General features: G+C 64.0%; 15 protein-coding genes and 3 tRNA genes. 8 read left to right on the plus strand and 10 right to left on the minus strand.

Going from position 1 to position 18,949, the window contains the following annotated elements; translation table 11 throughout:
- Window positions 1–55 precede the first annotated feature (55 nt).
- The gene (locus PO605_RS22970; RefSeq protein ID WP_052195755.1) at window positions 56–2,689 is read left to right on the plus strand and encodes a [protein-PII] uridylyltransferase; all 2,634 of its coding nucleotides are present in this window, start codon (window positions 56–58) and stop codon (window positions 2,687–2,689) included.
- Between the two features lie 81 nt (window positions 2,690–2,770).
- Here PO605_RS22970 and PO605_RS22975 read toward each other — a convergent pair whose 3' ends face one another.
- Both PO605_RS22975 and def read right to left on the minus strand, forming a co-directional pair.
- A complete protein-coding gene (locus tag PO605_RS22975; protein WP_016450767.1) occupies window positions 2,771–4,264 on the minus strand; it encodes a nucleobase:cation symporter-2 family protein in 1,494 nt (497 codons plus the stop codon).
- 291 nt (window positions 4,265–4,555) lie between these two features.
- Window positions 4,556–5,095, minus strand: a complete 540-nt coding sequence (def, locus tag PO605_RS22980) for a peptide deformylase (protein WP_016450766.1) — start codon at window positions 5,093–5,095, stop codon at window positions 4,556–4,558.
- Between the two features lie 272 nt (window positions 5,096–5,367).
- Between def and PO605_RS22985 the strand changes: the two genes are divergently transcribed.
- The 4 genes from PO605_RS22985 to PO605_RS23000 all read left to right on the plus strand — a co-directional run bounded on the left by PO605_RS22985 (window position 5,368) and on the right by PO605_RS23000 (window position 6,195).
- Complete coding sequence (locus PO605_RS22985; protein ID WP_272206907.1) at window positions 5,368–5,787, plus strand: YbaN family protein; 420 nt, start codon at window positions 5,368–5,370, stop codon at window positions 5,785–5,787.
- An 86-nt stretch (window positions 5,788–5,873) separates the two neighbouring features.
- Window positions 5,874–5,949: transfer RNA gene (locus tag PO605_RS22990), tRNA-Asn, on the plus strand.
- A gap of 49 nt (window positions 5,950–5,998) precedes the next feature.
- Window positions 5,999–6,074, plus strand: a tRNA-Asn gene (locus PO605_RS22995).
- A 45-nt stretch (window positions 6,075–6,119) separates the two neighbouring features.
- Window positions 6,120–6,195, plus strand: a tRNA-Asn gene (locus PO605_RS23000).
- Between the two features lie 44 nt (window positions 6,196–6,239).
- On the opposite strand, the gene PO605_RS23005 is transcribed toward PO605_RS23000, so the two are convergent.
- On the minus strand, window positions 6,240–6,566 hold the full coding sequence (locus PO605_RS23005; RefSeq protein ID WP_016447407.1) for a hypothetical protein: 327 nt from the start codon (window positions 6,564–6,566) through the stop codon (window positions 6,240–6,242).
- 237 nt (window positions 6,567–6,803) lie between these two features.
- Between PO605_RS23005 and aat the strand changes: the two genes are divergently transcribed.
- From aat to PO605_RS23020, 3 genes are all read left to right on the plus strand, one after another.
- Window positions 6,804–7,589, plus strand: a complete 786-nt coding sequence (gene aat / locus PO605_RS23010; RefSeq protein ID WP_272206908.1) for a leucyl/phenylalanyl-tRNA--protein transferase — start codon at window positions 6,804–6,806, stop codon at window positions 7,587–7,589.
- Window positions 7,586–8,335, plus strand: a complete 750-nt coding sequence (locus PO605_RS23015) for an arginyltransferase (RefSeq protein WP_047471765.1) — start codon at window positions 7,586–7,588, stop codon at window positions 8,333–8,335. The genes aat and PO605_RS23015 overlap by 4 nt, the downstream gene beginning before the upstream one ends.
- Before the next feature lie 127 nt (window positions 8,336–8,462).
- Complete coding sequence (locus PO605_RS23020) at window positions 8,463–9,287, plus strand: IclR family transcriptional regulator (protein WP_016447410.1); 825 nt, start codon at window positions 8,463–8,465, stop codon at window positions 9,285–9,287.
- An 88-nt stretch (window positions 9,288–9,375) separates the two neighbouring features.
- Here PO605_RS23020 and PO605_RS23025 read toward each other — a convergent pair whose 3' ends face one another.
- The 7 genes from PO605_RS23025 to PO605_RS23055 form a co-directional block, all read right to left on the minus strand.
- Window positions 9,376–10,473 carry a serine hydrolase gene (locus PO605_RS23025; protein WP_047471767.1) on the minus strand — a complete coding sequence of 366 codons (1,098 nt, stop codon included), beginning with the start codon at window positions 10,471–10,473 and terminating at the stop codon, window positions 9,376–9,378.
- Window positions 10,474–10,592: 119 nt separating this feature from the next.
- Window positions 10,593–12,131: a 2-isopropylmalate synthase gene (locus tag PO605_RS23030; protein ID WP_016447412.1), complete on the minus strand. Its 1,539-nt coding sequence runs from the start codon at window positions 12,129–12,131 to the stop codon at window positions 10,593–10,595.
- A gap of 98 nt (window positions 12,132–12,229) precedes the next feature.
- A complete protein-coding gene (gene leuA / locus PO605_RS23035; RefSeq protein WP_016451367.1) occupies window positions 12,230–13,915 on the minus strand; it encodes a 2-isopropylmalate synthase in 1,686 nt (561 codons plus the stop codon).
- 226 nt (window positions 13,916–14,141) lie between these two features.
- A complete protein-coding gene (gene pssA / locus PO605_RS23040; protein ID WP_012206663.1) occupies window positions 14,142–14,975 on the minus strand; it encodes a CDP-diacylglycerol--serine O-phosphatidyltransferase in 834 nt (277 codons plus the stop codon).
- A 210-nt stretch (window positions 14,976–15,185) separates the two neighbouring features.
- Window positions 15,186–16,202, minus strand: coding sequence for a ketol-acid reductoisomerase (ilvC, locus tag PO605_RS23045; RefSeq protein ID WP_016447414.1), 1,017 nt, complete (start codon window positions 16,200–16,202; stop codon window positions 15,186–15,188).
- A gap of 77 nt (window positions 16,203–16,279) precedes the next feature.
- Complete coding sequence (gene ilvN / locus PO605_RS23050; protein WP_012206665.1) at window positions 16,280–16,771, minus strand: acetolactate synthase small subunit; 492 nt, start codon at window positions 16,769–16,771, stop codon at window positions 16,280–16,282.
- 154 nt (window positions 16,772–16,925) lie between these two features.
- The gene (locus PO605_RS23055) at window positions 16,926–18,707 is read right to left on the minus strand and encodes an acetolactate synthase 3 catalytic subunit (RefSeq protein WP_016447415.1); all 1,782 of its coding nucleotides are present in this window, start codon (window positions 18,705–18,707) and stop codon (window positions 16,926–16,928) included.
- Window positions 18,708–18,949: the final 242 nt, after the last annotated feature.

Here is an 18,949-nt window from a genome sequence, read left to right on the forward strand (position 1 = left end):
AATGGCACTGCGCCCGGGGCACCCGCTCCAGGCGCCTCCCCTGCCCTGGCCGCGCATGAAACAGATCACTGACCACACTCCTTCCAACTCTGCGCCCGCAGCCCCGGATTCGCTGGAGCAGTTGCGCGCGCAGTACGCCCTCGATCGCGGACGCTGGATAGGCTCGCTGCTGGCGCCCACCATGGGCCGGCGCGGCGTGCGCCTGGTGCTGCAGCACCTGAGCGATCTGGCCGACACGCTGCTGCGCGCGCTGTGGCACCGCGCCGGCATGCCTGCCGAGGCCTGCCTGGCCGCCGTGGGAGGCTATGGCCGCGCCCAGTTGTTTCCCTACTCCGACATCGACGTGCTGGTGCTGCTGCCGGCCACCGGCACGGCAGACCCGGAGCTGACCTCGCGCATAGAAAAGTTCATCGGCAGCTGCTGGGACGCGGGCCTGGAGATCGGCTCCAGCGTGCGCACGCTGGCCGAATGCCTGCAAGAGTCCGGGCGCGACCTCACAGTGCAGACCGCCTTGCTGGAGTCGCGCCGCATCTGCGGAAACGAGCCGCTGTTCGGCGAGTTCCAGCAGCGCTACCAGGCACAGATGAATGCGCGCGCCTTTCTGTCCGGCAAGCTGCTGGAAATGCGCCAGCGCCACAACAAGTACGAGAGCACGCCCTACTCGCTGGAGCCCAACTGCAAGGAATCGCCCGGCGGCCTGCGCGATCTGCACACCATGATCTGGCTGGCCCGCGCCGCAGGCCTGGGCCACAGCTGGCAGGCCCTGGCGGAAAAGGGACTGATCACCGATTTCGAGCGCCAGCAGCTCGAAGACAACGAGGCCATGCTCAGCCTGATACGCGCGCGCTTGCACGCCGTGGCGGGCCGGCACGAGGACCGCCTGGTCTTCGACCAGCAGACCGCCGTGGCCGAGGCCTTTGGCTACCGCTCCACCTCGGCCGAGGGCCGCAAGCTGGCCATGCGCGCCAGCGAGACGCTGATGCGCCACTACTACTGGGCAGCCAAGGCCGTGACCCAGCTGTGCCAGATCCTGCGCCTGAACATCGAGGAGCGCCTGAACCCACGCCCCACGCCGCGGATCCGGCTGAACTCGCGCTTCTACGAGAAGGCCGGCACCATCGAAGTGGCCAGCGACGATCTGTACGAGCGCGAGCCGCATGCCATCCTCGAAACCTTCCTGATGTACGAGACCCATGTGGGCCTCACCGACCTGTCGGCACGCACGCTGCGCGCGCTGTACGGCGCGCGTGACCTGATGGATGCGGCCTTCCGGCGCGACCCGGTCAACCGCGCCACGTTCATGAAGATCCTGCAGCAGCCCAGCGGCATCACGCATGCCATGCGGCTGATGAACCAGACCTCGGTGCTGGGGCGCTACCTGTGGCCCTTCCGGCGCATCGTGGGCCAGATGCAGCACGACCTGTTCCACGTCTACACGGTGGACCAGCACATTCTCATGGTGCTGCGCAATGTGCGGCGCTTTTTCATGGCCGAGCATGCGCATGAGTACCCGTTCTGCTCCCAGCTGGCCAGCGGCTGGGACAAGCCCTGGCTGCTGTACGTGGCCGCGCTGTTCCACGACATCGGCAAGGGCCGCGGCGGCGACCACTCCATCATCGGCGCCGTGGAGGCCAAGCGCTTTTGCCGTGCCCACGGCATTGCGCGCGCCGACGCCGAGCTGATCGAGTTCCTCGTGCGCGAGCACCTGACCATGAGCCAGGTCGCGCAAAAGCAGGATCTGTCGGATCCCGAAGTGATCCAGGCCTTTGCCGAGCGCGTGGGCAACGAACGCAACCTCACGGCGCTGTACCTGCTCACCGTGGCCGACATCCGTGGCACCAGCCCCAAGGTGTGGAGCGCCTGGAAGGGCAAGCTGCTGGAGGACACCTATCGCCTGACTCTGCGCGTGATGGGCGGCCGCGCGCCCGACGCGGCCGCCGAGATCGAGGCGCGCCGGCGCGAGGCGCTGGTGCAGCTGGCGCTGACGGCCCAGCCCTTCGAGTCCCACAAGAAGCTCTGGGACACGCTGGGCGTGGACTACTTCATGCGCCATGAGGCGGCCGACATCGCCTGGCACACACGCCACCTGTCGCGCCACGTGGGCACCACCCGCCCCGTGGTGCGTGCGCGCCGCTCACTGGCGGGCGAGGGACTGCAGGTGCTGGTCTACGCACCCGACCAGCCCGATCTGTTCGCGCGCATCTGCGGCTACTTCGACCGCGCAGCGTTTTCCATCCTGGATGCGCGCGTGCACACGGCCCACAACAGCTATGCGCTGGACACCTTCCAGGTGGTGGCGCCCGCCATGCAGGAGCAGTACCGCGAACTCATGCACATGGTCGAGAACGACCTGGTCGCCGCGCTGATGGAGGGCGGGCCGCTGCGCGAGCCCTCGCCCCGGCGCCTGTCGCGCCGCGTCAAGAGCTTCCCCTTCGCGCCGCGCGTCACGCTGCGACCCGACGACAAGGCCCAGCACTGGCTGCTGTCCATCTCGGCCACGGACCGCGCCGGCCTGCTCTACACCGTGGCGCGCATCCTGGCCCAGCACCACCTGAGCGTGCAGTTGGCCAAGGTCAGCACGCTGGGCGAGCGAGTGGAGGACAGCTTCCTCATCGAGGGTGCCGAGCTGCAGAACAACCAGCACCAGCTGCTCATAGAGACCGAGCTTTTGCAGGCCCTGGCAGTCTGAGCCGATTGCGCAAAAAAAGCCCGCCCTGTTGTGCAGGGCGGGCTCGTCGGGTTCATGCGCTGGCAGGCGGGGATGCAGCCATCAGTGCATGGCGGACGCAGGCGCCGACACCGTGGCCACTTGCTTGCCCTCGCGGTCATAGAGCTTGCCATCGACCACCCGGTCGCCATCGGCGAGGGCAGACAGCACGGCCTCGCTGAGCACGCGCTCCGATCCGGCGCCGAACACCGATGGCTCTTCGGGGTTGCCCTGCTTGAAGTGGTTGAAGACCAGGTTCAGCAGCAGCACGGTCACCGCAGTGGAGCTGATGCCCGAATGGAACATGGTGGCGAACCAGTCCGGGAAGTGGTGATAGAAGTCCGGCTTGACCATGGGCAGCACGCCCATGCCGATGGACGCCGCCACGATGATCAGGTTCATGTTGTTGTGATAGTCCACCTTGGCCAGCGTGCGGATGCCGCTGGCTGCCACCGTGCCAAAGAGCACCAGGCCCGCGCCTCCCAGCACCGAGGGCGGCACGCAGGCCACGATGCGCCCCATGATGGGCAGCAGTCCGAAGGCGATCAGGATCAGCCCGCTGAAGGCCACCACATAGCGGCTCTTGATGCCCGTGACCGCGACCAGACCCACGTTCTGGGCAAAGGCGCTCTGCGTGAACGAACCGAAGAACGGGGCCACCACGCTGGACAGCATGTCGGCACGCAGGCCGTCGGCCAGGCGGCGCGAATCCACGCGGGTGCCCACGATGTCGCCCACGGCCAGGATGTCGGCCGAGGTCTCCACCAAGGTCACCAGGATCACGATGGACATGGAAAGCGTCGCCGCCAGGCTGAAGGTCGGCCAGCCGAAGTGCAGCGGCATGGGCACGGCGAACCACGCACCGCTGCCCACCTCGGAAAAGTCGGACTTGCCGATCATGGCCGCCACCGCCGTGCCGATGACGATGGCCAGCAGGATGGACAGGCGCGAGATCATGGCGTTGCCCAGCTTGCTCAGCGCCAGCACGATGACCAGGGACAGCCCGGCCAGGCCGATGTTGCCCATACTTCCGTAGTCGGCCGCCTGGGGATTGCCGCCCATGGCCCAGTGGGCCGCCACCGGCATCAGCGACAGGCCGATGATGGTGATCACGCAGCCATTGACCAGCGGCGGGAAAAACCGGGTGAGTTTGGAAAAAATGGGCGCAATGATCAGGCCGAACACCGAGGCAAAGAGCACGGCGCCCAGCACGCCCTGCATGCCGCCGCCCGTGTGCAGGATGCTGACCATGGTGGCCACGCCCGAGAAGGACACGCCCTGCACCAGCGGCAGGCGCGAGCCGAAGAACGGAATGCCCAGCGTCTGCAGCAGCGTGGCCAGCCCGCCCATGAAAAGGCAGGCCGTGATCAGCAGGCCCGTGTCGGCCGCCGACATGCCGGCCGCATTGGCCATGACCAGGGGCACGGCCACGATGCCTCCGTACATGGTCAGCACATGCTGCAAACCATAGAGGGTGTTGGCCGTGAGGCCGAGTTGCTCGTCCTCCGGGCGGATGTCTGCGCCCAGGGCCGGCGCATTGCCAGAACTTTTTTCCATCGCTGTCTCCTTGTCCTCTTGTTCACAGAACGCCGGACAAGTACGCGGCAGCCGGATGGCGGCAGGCGCGCCCCCGCGCACCCTTTGCCGCCGACCCGATAGGCCGCGCTCTCCTGCATCCTGCATCGCGAAGCCCGGTGGCTGCTTGGCAGCTCTTGGCGGGCGCACGCACACAATCCCCGCCTTCGCGGGAAGTGCCACTGTACGGCGCCAGCATGGAAAAATTGTCTACCGATTTGTATACAAAGACCTGACCGCAGATCTTGAAATTACAGCGGCAAGCAAGTCCGCTCAGTCATCCTCGGCAGCGCTGATGCCGGGGAACAGCACATCGGTGAAGCCGAACTGGCGGAAGTCGCGCATGCGCATGGGATAGAGCTTTCCCCAGAGGTGGTCGCACTCATGCTGGACCACCCGCGCATGAAAGCCATCGACCGTGCGATCGATCGCATCGCCAAAGACATCGAAGCCCGTGTAGCGGATACGGCTCCAGCGCGGCACCATGCCACGCATGCCGGGTACGGACAGGCAGCCTTCCCAGTCCATCTGTTCGTCTTCGCCGATGGGCGTGATGACCGGGTTGATGAGCACGGTGCGCGGCACCACCGGTGCATCGGGGTAGCGCGGATTGGGCAGGCCGGAGCCGAACACCACCATCTGCAGGTCCACGCCAATCTGCGGCGCGGCCAGCCCCGCGCCATTGGCGGCATGCATGGTGTCCAGCAGGTCGCTGAGCAGCAGGTGCAGTTCGTCGGTGTCGAATTCGGTCACGGGCTGGGCGACGCGCAGCAGGCGCGGATCACCCATTTTCAATATGGTGCGTACAGTCATGGCAGTGCACGGTGATGCAGGAAATGCGGGTCGCCAAGCATAGCGGGCGACCGCGCACCGTGACCACACCCACCTGCTTCGCCCCCCGATCCCCCCCTCTCGCCCCCCTCTCGCCCCCCTTGGCCGCCATGGCCACACCGCGCTGGCACAATCGCAGCATGCCCAGCACCGCCAGAGAGTCATCCGCCGCGTCCTCAGAGGACCGTGACACAGGCGCGCAGCAAACACCCGCGGCACAGGCCAGGCAGCCGGATGCCACTGCGCAGGCAAGCATGGCGCAGGCGCAGGCCTTCAATGATGATGATCCCCCTCCCCTGCACCGCATGCCGGCCGCGCCGTTGCGCTGGGCGCTGCAGCTGTTTGCCTGCCTGAGCCTGGCGACGGGCATTGCCGGCATCTTCATTCCAGGATTGCCCACCACGGTGTTCGTGCTCATGGCCGGATGGGCCGCGGCGCGCAGCTCGCAGCGCATGCACACCTGGCTGTGGCGCCATCGCCTGTTCGGACCCATGCTGCGCAATTGGGCGCGAGGTGGCTGCGTGAGCCGGCGCGCCAAATGGAGCGCCAGCGCCATGATGAGCCTGTGCGCCGTCCTCCTGCTGTGGACACGCCCGCCCGCCTGGGTACAGGCCGTGGCGCTGACGTCCATGGGCTGCGTGCTGGTGTGGCTGTGGTTCAGGCCAGAGCCCTGAGAATGAAGGCCTGCGGCAGGCCTGCTGAAAAAAATTCCCCGAGTTTTCTGCGACGTGTTTTTTACGTCATATAATCTAGGTCTTGTTCCTCAATAGCTCAGTTGGTAGAGCGCCGGACTGTTAATCCGTAGGTCCCTGGTTCGAGCCCAGGTTGAGGAGCCAAATTTCAAGACCCTGCAATCGCACAGGATCTTTGTCGACAGACACGTATTCCTCAATAGCTCAGTTGGTAGAGCGCCGGACTGTTAATCCGTAGGTCCCTGGTTCGAGCCCAGGTTGAGGAGCCAAATTTCAGCGGCCTTGCAATCGCACAGGGCCCAGCACCAACATATTCCTCAATAGCTCAGTTGGTAGAGCGCCGGACTGTTAATCCGTAGGTCCCTGGTTCGAGCCCAGGTTGAGGAGCCAGATGAAAAGCCCGCATGCCAGCGCATGCGGGCTTTTTTGTTTGCTCAGGCTGCGCGCACCATGCCGACAGTCGGCGTGCTCGGCGCTGCGGCAGGGGCGGCCGACTCCACGGTGACAGGCTTGCCGTGCTTGGCATGTGCGCGACGCGCACCGTGCGCAGCACGCGCTTGCTCCACACCCTCTTCCCATGCACGCAGCTCTTCCTCCAGCCGCGCAGCCCGCTCCGCATACATGTCCGCAGAGGACTTGTAGTATTCGGCAGCAATGGTGTGCTCCAGCATCGCCATGCGTGCCTCCTGCAGGTAGGCCCGGGTGCGACGGATATAGCGCGGCTCGGCAAGGCTTGCGCCAAAGATTTTGCTGAAAAACATCGCTCATCCTCCTTCGATGTCTTCGCAGCGAAAGCCATGCATCCGCAAGAAGACAAGCCCAGGATAGCCAACCCGGCCTGGCGGCGCTGTCCCCTGGCGGGACAAGGCCGCGTAGGAGGTTCACTTACCCCGGCCAGGCGATGCTCTCGCATCCACGCAACCCTCTTCACCATGGTTTGTGCAAGACTGCGGCTGCAGAGAAGCACGAATCCATTATTTTTCAGTCCGCACCCGATCATGTCCCACCCCCTCCCATGGCTCATTCCCCACCAGGCCTTCCCTCCTGTGGAAACGGCATGGGGCCCCAACGACCCGATTCCGGGCCTGCTGGCCGCAGGCGGCACGCTGGATGCGGCGCACCTGCGCATCGCCTACAGCCAGGGCATTTTTCCCTGGTTCAGCGAAGCCCAGCCCACGCTATGGTGGTCGCCCGATCCACGCATGGTGCTGCAGACATCGCAGTTCCGGCTGCACCGCAGCCTGCGCAAGACATTGCAGCGCTTTCGCTCCACCGCCGGCTGCGAGATCCGCATCGACAGCGCTTTCGAGGCCGTGATGCAGCACTGTGCCCAAACGGTGCGCCGTGATCAGGATGGCACCTGGATCGTGCAGGAAATTCTCGACGCCTATACCGAACTGCACCGCCAGGGTGCAGCCCACAGCGTGGAAACCTGGATCGACGGGCGCCTGGTGGGCGGCCTGTACTGCGTGGCGCTGGGCCGCGCCGTATTCGGCGAGTCCATGTTCGCGCATGCCACAGACGCATCCAAGATCGCACTGTCGGCACTGGTGGCGCTGTGCCGGCACCAAGGCGCCGCGCAAATCGATTGCCAGCAGGCCACGCAGCACCTGGCTTCGCTGGGCGCGCGCGAGATGCCCCGCTCCCAGTTCCTGCGCACCGTGGCAGAGCAAAGCCAGTTGCCGCCCATGCACTGGCAATTCGAAAACGTATACTGGAACGAGTTGCTGCCGCCGTCCGGTGACGCCGGCAGCACATCACCGGCTGCCGCCAGCACACCATGACGCACCCGAACGATCTTCCGCTGCAGGCCCTGCAGTTCTACGCCACAGCCGCCTATCCCTGCAGCTACCTGGATGGCCGGCTGGCGCGTTCGCAAGTGGCCACGCCCAGCCACCTGATCCAGAACAGCGCCTATTCGGAGCTGGTCTCCCTGGGGTTTCGCCGCAGCGGAATGTTCACCTACCGGCCGTATTGCGATGGTTGCCGGGCCTGCGTGCCCATGCGCATCCTGGTCCACGATTTCCGCCCGGACCGCAGCCAGCGCCGCGCCGCCATGCGCCACGCCGATCTCACGGCATCGATCCAGCGCCTGCATTACTCGAACGAGCATTACCAGCTGTACCTGCGCTACCAGCAAAGCCGTCACAGCGGCGGCGGCATGGACCACGACAGCGTGGACCAGTACACGCAGTTCCTGCTGCAAAGCCGCGTCAACTCACGGCTTGTGGAGTTCCGCGCACCGGCGGCCGACGGCGCAGTCGGCAGGCTGAAGATGGTCTCCATCCTCGATGTGCTGGAAGACGGGCTGTCCGCCGTCTACACCTTCTACGAGCCCAATGACCAGGCCAGCTACGGCACGTTCAACGTGCTGTGGCAGATCGATCAGGCACGCTCCATGAGCCTGCCCTATGTCTACCTGGGCTACTGGATCGCCGACAGCCAGAAGATGAATTACAAGGCGCGCTTTCTTCCCCATGAAGTGCGCGTGGACGAGCGCTGGCAGCGCGTGGATCAGCTGCCACGCTGATATGGCGCCACCGCGCCCCTTTCAGCGACATTTCTTATGCACATGGCCGCTGTTTGCAGGCGGCACATATGCCGCCAAGCCATGCCCGCCGCTAGAATGACCGAATCCCGAAATCCCCTTGCGCCTCATGAAAAAAGACGATAACGCGGCCTCGCCCAAGCCCAGCGTCCAGGTCCTGGAACGCATGTTCACGTTGATCGACGTGTTGGCCTCGCGTGAGGAAGCGGTATCGCTCAAGGAGATCAGCGAGCGCACCGGCCTGCACCCCTCCACCACGCACCGCATTCTCAACGACCTGGCCATCGGCCGCTTTGTCGACCGCCCCGAATCGGGCAGCTACCGGCTGGGCATGCGTTTCCTGGAGCTGGGCAACCTGGTCAAGGCCCGCCTGAGCGTGCGCGAAGCGGCCCTGATTCCCATGCGCCAGCTGCACAAGCAGATTCAGCAGCCGGTCAGCCTCAGCGTGCGCCAGGGCGATGAAATCGTCTATGTGGAACGCGCCTACAGCGAGCGCTCGGGCATGCAGGTGGTGCGCGCCATTGGCGGCCATGCGCCGCTGCACCTCACATCCAATGGCAAGCTGTTTCTCGCGGCCGATGATGCGCAGCAGGTGCGCGCCTACGCCACACGCACCGGCCTTCCCGGCAAGACGCACTTCAGCATCACGCGGCTTGCCGACATGGAAAACGAGCTGGACAAGGTACGCCACCATGGCGTCGCCCGCGACAACGAGGAGCTGGAGCTGGGCGTGCGCTGCATGGCCGCCGGCATCTATGACGACCAGGGCAAGCTGGTGGCCGGCCTGTCCATCTCCGCTCCCGCCGACCGGCTGGACGAAAGCTGGTTGTCCAAGCTCCAGGCCACCGCGCAGGAGATCTCGGGCGCCCTGGGCTTCAATGCGGTCCGCCCTGCAGCCCCGCCCCCCAATCCCTACGCGCGCAGCAGCCACTGATCTGCAAGCAGCCATCCGCAAGCAGCAAGACCGGTCATCAAAAACAACAAAGGCGCCCAGGGCGCCTTTGTTGTTGAGGGGAAGAAACTCAGCCCTTGACCTTGTGGATCATGGAATCGCCGGCCACCTGCCCCATGGATTCCACCCAGTGGCGTACGCGCTCGGCATCGCCCAGGCGGCTGAACTTTCCGGCGGAGTCCAGGAAGACCATGATGATCTTGCGGCCAGCCACCTGCGCCTGCATGACCAGGCAACGACCCGCTTCGGAGATGTAGCCGGTCTTTTGCAGGCCGATATCCCAGGTCGGGCTCAGCACCAGGCGGTTGGTGTTGTTGTACTGCAGCGTGCGGCGGCCCACGGCCACTTCATAGCCGGGCGAAGTGGTGTACTCGCGCACCAGCGGATCACTGTGCGCCACATTCACGAGCACGGCCAGATCACGGGCGCTGGACTGGTTGCGGCTGGACAGCCCGGTGGGCTCCACGTAACGGGTATCGGTCATGCCCAGCAGGCGCGCCTTGGCATTCATCTGCTGGACGAAGGCATCCAGGCCACCTGGGAAGGTGCGACCCAGCGCATGGGCAGCACGGTTTTCGCTGGACATCAGGGCCAGGTGCAGCATTTCGGCACGGGTGAGCGTGGTGCCCACGGCCAGGCGCGAACTGCTGCCCTTTTCGGTATCCACATCATCCTGCGTGATGGTGATGGATTCATCCATGGGCAGATGGGCCTGGGAAATCAGCAGACCCGTCATCAGCTTGGTCAGCGAGGCGATGGGCAACACGGCATGGTCGTTCTTGCTGAGCAGCACTTCGTGGGTGTCCTGGTCCATGACCAGGGCCACGCTGCTCTTGAGATCAAGAGGATCGGCCACTGCATGCAGCCCGGCCATCTGCCCGAACGACAGGCGTGGCTCGTAGGCAACGGCACGAATGGGGCTGGCAGCGCTGCGGGCGGCCACGCGGCTGGGCTGGCGTGCGCTCTTGGCAACGCGCTTGCCCTGGGGAGCCGCCGTGGCGCGCTCCTTCACGGCCTTCTTCTTGACAGGGGCCACGGCCACCTGTTTCTTGGCAGCTTTCTTGGCCGGTGCGGCATGCGCGCCCGGGGCAGTGAGAGCACAACTCAGGGCCAGCAACGAGAGAACCTGAGCAAATCGACCGAGGCGGGCACGGCGTAGGGTGGGCATGAGAAATGCTCCAAGCAGCAAGAATTTGTGACTAGACCTTACATTAATCGAAAAAGTCGCACTGTGACAATAACTTGTGCGACTTTTCGATAATTTAAATGAAATTATAAGGCGAGTGCTCACCCCTGCGCAGCCACGACCTCTGCATTGCTGTGTAATTTGTTCAACGCGCTCAGATAGGCCTTGGCCGAGGCCACGACGATGTCCGGGTCCGCGCCCACGCCGTTGACCACGCGCCCGCTGCGCTGCAGGCGAACGGTCACTTCGCCCTGGCTCTCGGTGGAGCCGCTGATGGCGTTGACCGAGTACAGCAGCATCTCGGCACCGCTCTTCACCTCGGACTCGATGGCCTTGAACGAGGCATCGACCGGGCCATTGCCGTCGGACTGAGCCTTGATCTCACGGCCATCGCGGCTGAACACCACCGACGCGTGTGGGCGCTCACCCGTTTCGCTTTGCTGGGCCAGCGAGATGAACTGGAAGGGATCGGCCTGCTGATGCGCATCCTGCTCGGTCACCAGGGCCAGGATGTCCTCGTCGAAGATTTCACTCTTGCGGTCGGCCAGTTCCTTGAAGGCCGCAAAGGCAGTGTTGATCGCGGCTTCGCTGTCGAGTTCCACGCCCAGCTCCTGCAGGCGCTGCTTGAAGGCATTGCGGCCGCTGAGCTTGCCCAGCACGATCTTGTTGGCGCTCCAGCCCACATCCTCGGCACGCATGATTTCGTAGGTGTCGCGCGCCTTGAGCACGCCATCCTGATGGATGCCCGAGGCGTGGGCGAAGGCGTTGGCGCCCACGACGGCCTTGTTGGGCTGCACCACGAAGCCCGTGGTCTGGCTGACCATGCGGCTGGCGGCCACGATGTGCTGGGCGTCGATGTTGACGTCAAGGCCGAAGTAGTCCTTGCGCGTCTTGATGGCCATCACCACCTCCTCGAGCGAGCAGTTGCCCGCGCGTTCGCCCAGGCCGTTGATGGTGCACTCGATCTGGCGCGCCCCGCCGAGCTTGACGCCGGCCAGCGAGTTGGCCACGGCCATGCCCAGGTCGTTGTGGCAATGCACGCTCCAGACGGCCTTGTCGCTGTTGGGCACGCGCTCGCGCAAGTTCTTGATGAAGGCGCCGTACAGCTCCGGAATGGCGTAGCCCACGGTGTCGGGCACGTTGATGGTGGTCGCGCCTTCGGCAATCACTGTCTCGATGACGCGGCACAGAAAGTCCGGGTCGCTGCGGTAGCCGTCTTCGGGGCTGAACTCGATGTCGGCGATCAGGTTGCGCGCAAATCGCACCGACTGGCGCGCCTGCTCCAGCACCTGCTCGGGCGTCATGCGCAGCTTTTTCTCCATGTGCAGCGCACTGGTGGCAATGAAAGTGTGGATGCGCGCGCGGCTGGCGTCCTTCAGAGCCTCGGCCGCACGGGCGATGTCGCGGTCATTGGCACGGGCCAGCGAGCAGATGGTGGAGTCCTTGATGGCACGCGCAATGGCCTGCACCGACTCGAAGTCGCCATTGGAACTCGCCGCAAAACCGGCCTCGATCACATCGACCTTCAGCCGCTCGAGCTGGCGCGCGATGCGCAGCTTTTCGTCGCGGGTCATGGAGGCACCGGGCGACTGCTCGCCGTCACGCAAGGTGGTGTCGAAAATGATCAATTGGTCGGTCATGGGAGTCTCGTCTTTCTTGTGGATGCGAATCTCCTGCCCACGGGCAGGTGACGAAAAAAGCCGGTGCGCTTGTGGCTGCACCGGCTAGGCAATGGAATTTAAGCGGCAACCGCCTCCTGCACCGTCACCTTCTCGGCAGAGGGCACGCGCTGCAAGCCCGACATGATGGCCCGGAACGAAGCGGAGACGATATTCGCATCAACCCCGACGCCGTAGCACACGTGCAACTCGTCCACGCGCAGTTCCACGTAGGCAATGGCCTTGGCATTGGCACCCTCGCCGATGGCATGCTCGTTGTAGTCCAGCACGCGCACGGCCCGGCCGCTGTGCTCGCTCAGCGCCTGCACGAAGGCATCGATGGGCCCCGTGCCTTGCGCCTCGACCGTGCGCTTGCCGCCGTCAACGGACAGATCGGCCGACAGGCTGACCACGCCGTCGTTCTCGCTGAGGCGGTAATGCGGTGCCTGCACGGATTGCAGGCCGTACTCGCGCTGGAACAGCGACCACAGGTCGGCCGCGGCCAGCTCCTTGCCGCTGGCATCCATCTCGCGCTGGACCACCTGGCTGAACTCGATCTGCAGGCGACGCGGCAATTGGAGGCCATACTCGCTTTCAAGCAGATAGGCGATGCCGCCCTTGCCGGACTGGCTGTTGACGCGGATCACGGCCTCGTAGCTGCGGCCCAGGTCCTTGGGGTCGATGGGCAGATAGGGCATGTCCCAGATGTCGCCGTCCTTGCGATCGGCGAAGGCCTTCTTGATGGCATCCTGGTGCGAGCCCGAGAACGAGGTGTAGACCAGATCGCCCACATAGGGATGGCGCGGATGCACGGGCAGCTGGTTGCAATGCTCGACCGTGCTGCGGATGCCGTCGATATCGGAGAAATCCAGGCCAGGCGACACGCCCTGGATGTACATGTTCAACGCCACGTTGACCACATCGAGGTTGCCCGTGCGCTCGCCATTGCCGAACAGGCAGCCTTCAAGGCGGTCCGCACCGGCCATCAACGCCAGCTCGGCCGTGGCCGTGCCCGTGCCGCGGTCATTGTGCGGATGCACGGACAGCACGATGGAGTCGCGGCGCTGGATGTGGCGATGCGTCCACTCCACCATGTCGGCGAAGATGTTGGGCGTGGAGTGCTCCACGGTGGTGGGCAGGTTGATGATGCACTTGCGCTCGGGCGTGGGCTGCCATACATCGGTGACGGCATCGATGACGCGCTTGGAAAACTCCAGCTCGGTGTCCGAATACATCTCGGGCGAGTACTGGAAGGTCCACTGCGTCTGGGGATAGCCGGCAGCGATCTCGTTGAACATGCGGGCATTGGTGGTGGCCAGCTCGACGATCTCGTCCTCGCTCATGTTCAATACCACGCGGCGCATCACGGGCGCGGTGGCGTTGTAGAGGTGGACGATGGCCCGGGGCACGCCTTCGAGCGCCTCGAAGGTACGGCGGATGAGGTGCTCGCGCGCCTGGGTCAGCACCTGGACGGTCACGTCATCGGGAATGCGGTTTTCCTCGATGAGCTTGCGCATGAAGTCGAACTCGACCTGGGACGCGGAAGGAAAGCCGACCTCGATTTCCTTGAAGCCGATCTTCACCAGTTGCTCGAACATGCGCATCTTGCGATCGATGTCCATGGGCTCGATCAGCGCCTGGTTGCCATCGCGCAGGTCCACGCTGCACCAGACCGGGGCCTGAGTGATCACCGCATCGGGCCAGCGACGGTCTTGCAGGCGGACCGGAGCGAACGGACGGTACTTGGTCGAAGGGTTTTGCAACATGGCTGAAGTGCTTTCTATCGTCTAGGTAAAAACAAGACCCACCTGCTCCAGCGACCCCACAAACGCAAAACGGCCCGTCGCTGGTGCAAACGGGCCGTGAAAGTAGGAATGTACGCGCGCGCTACTGTCTCTGCCCGTGGGACATCAGTAGTAGAGCTAGCGACAGGTATTGCATGCAGGTCACTTTAGCACAGGTTCTCAGGCGCTGTGAAGATGCTGCGGCGCATCATTTGTGCAGGCCGCGCTCTTCAGGCTCATCGGTCGAGGTGCTGATGACGCTGGTGCGCTGGCCCTTGGCCTTGCGCCATGCATAGACGCCGTAGCCAGAGAAACCGTAGAGCAGGAACACGCCGAACAGCACGATGGGCGGATGGATATTGATGATGGCGATGCCCAGGGCGATCAGCACGATGGCCGCAAAGGGCACGCTCTTCTTGAAATGCACGTCCTTGAAGCTGTAGAAAGGCACGTTGGTGACCATGGTCAGGCCCGCGTACAGCGTCAGGAAGAACATGATCCAGGTGATCTGCGTCCAGCTCAGCCAGGCATCCTGGCCGCGCAGCAGGCCCGCCTCGTCCAGCAGCCAGATGAAGCCCGTGACCAGCGCCGCCGCCGCAGGCGAAGGCAGGCCCTGGAACCAGCGCTTGTCCACCGTGCCGGTATTCACGTTGAAACGCGCCAGCCGCAGGGCGGCGCAGGCGCAATAGACAAAGGCGGCAATCCAGCCCCAGCGACCAATGCCCTTAAGCGCCCACTCATAGGCGATCAAGGCGGGAGCGGCCCCGAAGGACACCATGTCCGACAGCGAGTCCATCTGTTCGCCAAAGGCGCTTTGCGTATTGGTCATGCGTGCCACGCGGCCGTCAAGACTGTCCAGCACCATGGCGCAGAACACGCCTGCGGCAGCCAGTTCAAAGCGGCCATTCATGGCCATCACGATGGCGTAGAAGCCACCGAACAGCGCAGCCAGCGTGAACAGGTTGGGCAGGATGTAGATACCCTTGCGGCGCTTGCGCACCACCACGCCTTCGATTTCGTTGGACTCATTGTGGTTTTGCATCAATCCGGCCTCCAGCACAGCGCACGCAAGCGTGAGCAGCTATTAAAACGATAGTATTCTAAGGGAGCGGACAGTGCCGCCCCGAAAGGGTCAGTGTACCTGCGCGCTGCCCCCCTTCTCTGCACGAAAAAGGCCACCCGTCGGGGTGGCCTTGTCCTGCACCTTGCGTAGGCCGCATGCGCGACCCATGCAAGATGGAATGCAGCAATCTCAGTTGCGGCTCTGGTCAACCAGCTTGTTCTTGGAGATCCAGGGCATCATGGCGCGCAGCTGGCCGCCCACCTTTTCGATGGCGTGTTCGGCGTTCATGCGGCGGCGGGCCGTCATGCTCGGGTAGTTGGTGCGGCCTTCCTGGATGAACATCTTGGCGTATTCGCCGGTCTGGATGCGCTTGAGGGCAGCACGCATGGCTTCGCGCGACTTGTCGTTGATGACTTCTGTACCCGTCACGTACTCGCCGTATTCGGCGTTGTTCGAGATCGAGTAGTTCATGTTGGCGATGCCGCCTTCGTACATCAGGTCCACAATGAGCTTGAGCTCATGCAGGCACTCGAAGTAGGCCATTTCGGGAGCGTAGCCGGCTTCGGTCAGGGTCTCGAAGCCCATCTTCACCAGTTCCACCGCGCCGCCGCACAGAACGGCCTGCTCGCCGAACAGGTCGGTCTCGGTTTCTTCCTTGAAGTTGGTTTCGATGATGCCACCCTTGCCGCCACCGTTGGCCATGGCATAGGACAGGGCCAGGTCACGGGCCTTGCCGGACTTGTCCTGGTACACGGCGATCAGCGAAGGCACGCCGCCGCCCTTGAGGTATTCGGAGCGCACGGTGTGGCCAGGGCCCTTGGGGGCGACCATGATCACGTCCAGATCGGCGCGCGGCACAACCTGGTTGTAGTGGATGTTGAAGCCGTGGGCAAAGGCCAGCGTGGCGCCTTGCTTGATGTTGGGGGCCACGTTGTTGGTGTAGACCTCGGGGATGTTCTCATCCGGCAGCAGGATCATGACCAGATCGGCGGCCTTCACGGCGTCGTCGACTTCAGCGACGGTCAGGCCAGCCTTGGCGACCTTGTCCCAGGAAGCGCCGCCCTTGCGCAGGCCGACCACGACCTTCACGCCGCTTTCGTTCAGGTTTTGAGCGTGTGCGTGGCCCTGGCTGCCGTAGCCGATGATGGCAACGGTCTTGCCCTTGATCAGGCTCAGGTCACAGTCCTTGTCGTAGAAAACTTTCATGTTGGCTCCAGGCTTCGTGTGTGTAGGGGTTGAAAGGGGAAGGGGACAGGTTTCAGGTTCAGACGCTTGGCAGCGCATCAAACGCGCAGGATGCGCTCACCGCGGCCGATGCCGCAGGAGCCGGTACGCACGGTTTCCAGAATGGCCGTGCGGTCCAACGCCTGCAGGAAGGCGTCGTTCTTGGATTGGTCGCCGGTCAGCTCGACCGTGTAGCTCTTTTCGGTCACGTCGATGATGCGGCCGCGGAAGATGTCGGCCATGCGCTTCATCTCCTCGCGTTCCTTGCCCACGGCGCGGACCTTGACCATCATGAGCTCGCGCTCGGTATAGGAGCCTTCCGTCAGGTCCACGACCTTGACGACCTCGATCAGGCGGTTCAGGTGCTTGGTGATCTGCTCGATCACGTCTTCGGAGCCATTCGTCTGAATGGTCATGCGCGACAGCGATGCGTCTTCCGTGGGAGCCACGGTCAGCGATTCGATGTTGTAGCCGCGGGCCGAGAACAGGCCCACCACGCGCGACAAGGCTCCCGGCTCGTTTTCGAGCAGCACGGCAATGATGTGTTTCATGAAAGAAAGATTCCTCTTTTCGCTGCCCTCCCCCGGCGCCGGTAAACGTCGGGCTTGGCAGGCAATAGATTCGTCAAGGGGTTGCCGCCTTGAGGGCGGCTACTGAAGAAGATGCGGCAGGAACAGGCCCTGGCGAACCCGGCCAAGGGCTCGCTCAGAGGTCGTCAGCTCCCAGCAGCATCTCGGTGATCCCACGGCCGGCCTGCACCATGGGGAACACATTCTCGGTGGGATCGGTGCGGAAGTCCATGAACACCGTCCGATCCTTGAGCTTGCGGGCCTCGCGCAGGGCGGGCTCCACGTCCTCGGGGCGCTCGATCAGCATGCCCACGTGGCCATAGGCCTCGGCCAGCTTCACGAAGTTGGGCAGCGAGTCCATGTAGCTGCTGCTATAGCGGCCCGAGTACTCGATCTCCTGCCACTGGCGCACCATGCCCAGGTAGCGGTTGTTCAGCGACACCACCTTGACCGGCGTGTTGTACTGCAGGCAGGTGGCCAGCTCCTGGATGTTCATCTGGATAGAGCCTTCGCCCGTGATGCAGAACACCTCGGATTCAGGCTTGGCCAGCTTGATGCCCATGGCGTAGGGCAGGCCCACGCCCATGGTGCCCAGGCCGCCGGAGTTGATCCAGCGGCGCGGCTCGTCGAAGCGGTAGTACTGCGCGGCCCACATCTGGTGCTGGCCCACGTCGGACGTGATGTAGGCATCGGCGTCGCGGGTCATGTTCCACAGCGTCTCCACCACGTACTGGGGCTTGATGACCGAGCCGTCGCCACGGCTGTACTGCAGGCAGTCGCGGCTGCGCCAGCCTTCGATGGTCTCCCACCACTGGCCCAGGGCCGCAGCGTCGGGGCGGGCGCTGGCCTCGCGGATCATTGAGATCAGCTCGGTCAGCACTTCCTTGACGTCGCCCACGATGGGCACGTCCACCTTCACGCGCTTGGAGATGGAGGAGGGATCGATGTCGATATGGATGATCTTGCGCTCCACCGACATGAAATGCTTGGGGTTGCCGATCACCCGGTCGTCGAAGCGCGCACCCACGGCCAGCAGCACATCGCAGTTCTGCATGGCGTTGTTGGCTTCGATGGTGCCGTGCATGCCCAGCATGCCGAGGAACTTGCGGTCGCTGGCCGGATAGGCACCCAGGCCCAGCAGCGTATGCGTGACCGGGTAGCCCAGCATGTCCACCAGGGTGCGCAGCTCGTTGCAGGCATTGCCCAGCAGCACGCCGCCACCCGTGTAGATATAGGGACGCTTGGCAGCCAGCAGCAACTGCAGCGCCTTGCGGATCTGGCCGGCATGGCCCTTGCGCACCGGGTTGTAGGAGCGCATCTCCACCTTTTCGGGGTAACCGGTGTAGAGAGCCTTCTTGAAGGACACATCCTTGGGGATGTCCACCACCACGGGGCCGGGGCGGCCGGTGCGCGCGATGTGGAAGGCCTTCTTCATGGTGTCCGCCAGCTCGCGCACATCCTTGACCAGGAAGTTGTGCTTGACGATGGGGCGGGTAATGCCGACGGTGTCGCACTCCTGGAATGCATCGGTGCCGATGTAGGCCGTCGAGGTCTGGCCGCTGATCACGACCAGGGGAATGGAATCGGTGTAGGCGGTGGCAATGCCGGTGACGGCGTTGGTCAGGCCGGGACCCGAGGTCACCAGGGCCACGCCGACTTCACCCGTGGCACGGGCAAAACCGTCTGCCGCATGCACAGCCGCCTGCTCGTGGCGCACCAGCACATGCTGAATGGTGTCTTGCTTGTAGAGGGCGTCGTAGATGTACAGGACCGCACCGCCCGGATAGCCCCAAAGCTGCTTGACGCCTTCGGCCTGCAGGGACTTGACGAGGATCTCGGAGCCCATCAGCTCCTGGGATGCATGGGACTGCGACGCCGCTGCTGCCGCGCTGGAGTACTCGGCTTTGGAAATTTCCATGATCAACCTTTGTGAATTTCTCTAACGAAAAACCTTGGGTGCCCCTTGCCTGAAGCCCTTGTGAGGCCGGTGCGGGACTTAGGACCAACAGACATGGGCGAGTGAGTAAACGCCGGACCGTGACCCGTTTGCCTTTTTGAATTGCAGCAGACATTATCGCACTGCAACAAGCCTGTGCGCCATCGTGCGAAAAAAATTGACACTGCGGTGCGATAATCGGGTCCCGCGTCCGTTCAGCCCCC

The sequence above is a fragment of the Delftia sp. DT-2 genome (genome assembly GCF_028401915.1).
Taxonomy (GTDB): domain Bacteria; phylum Pseudomonadota; class Gammaproteobacteria; order Burkholderiales; family Burkholderiaceae_C; genus Comamonas; species Comamonas tsuruhatensis.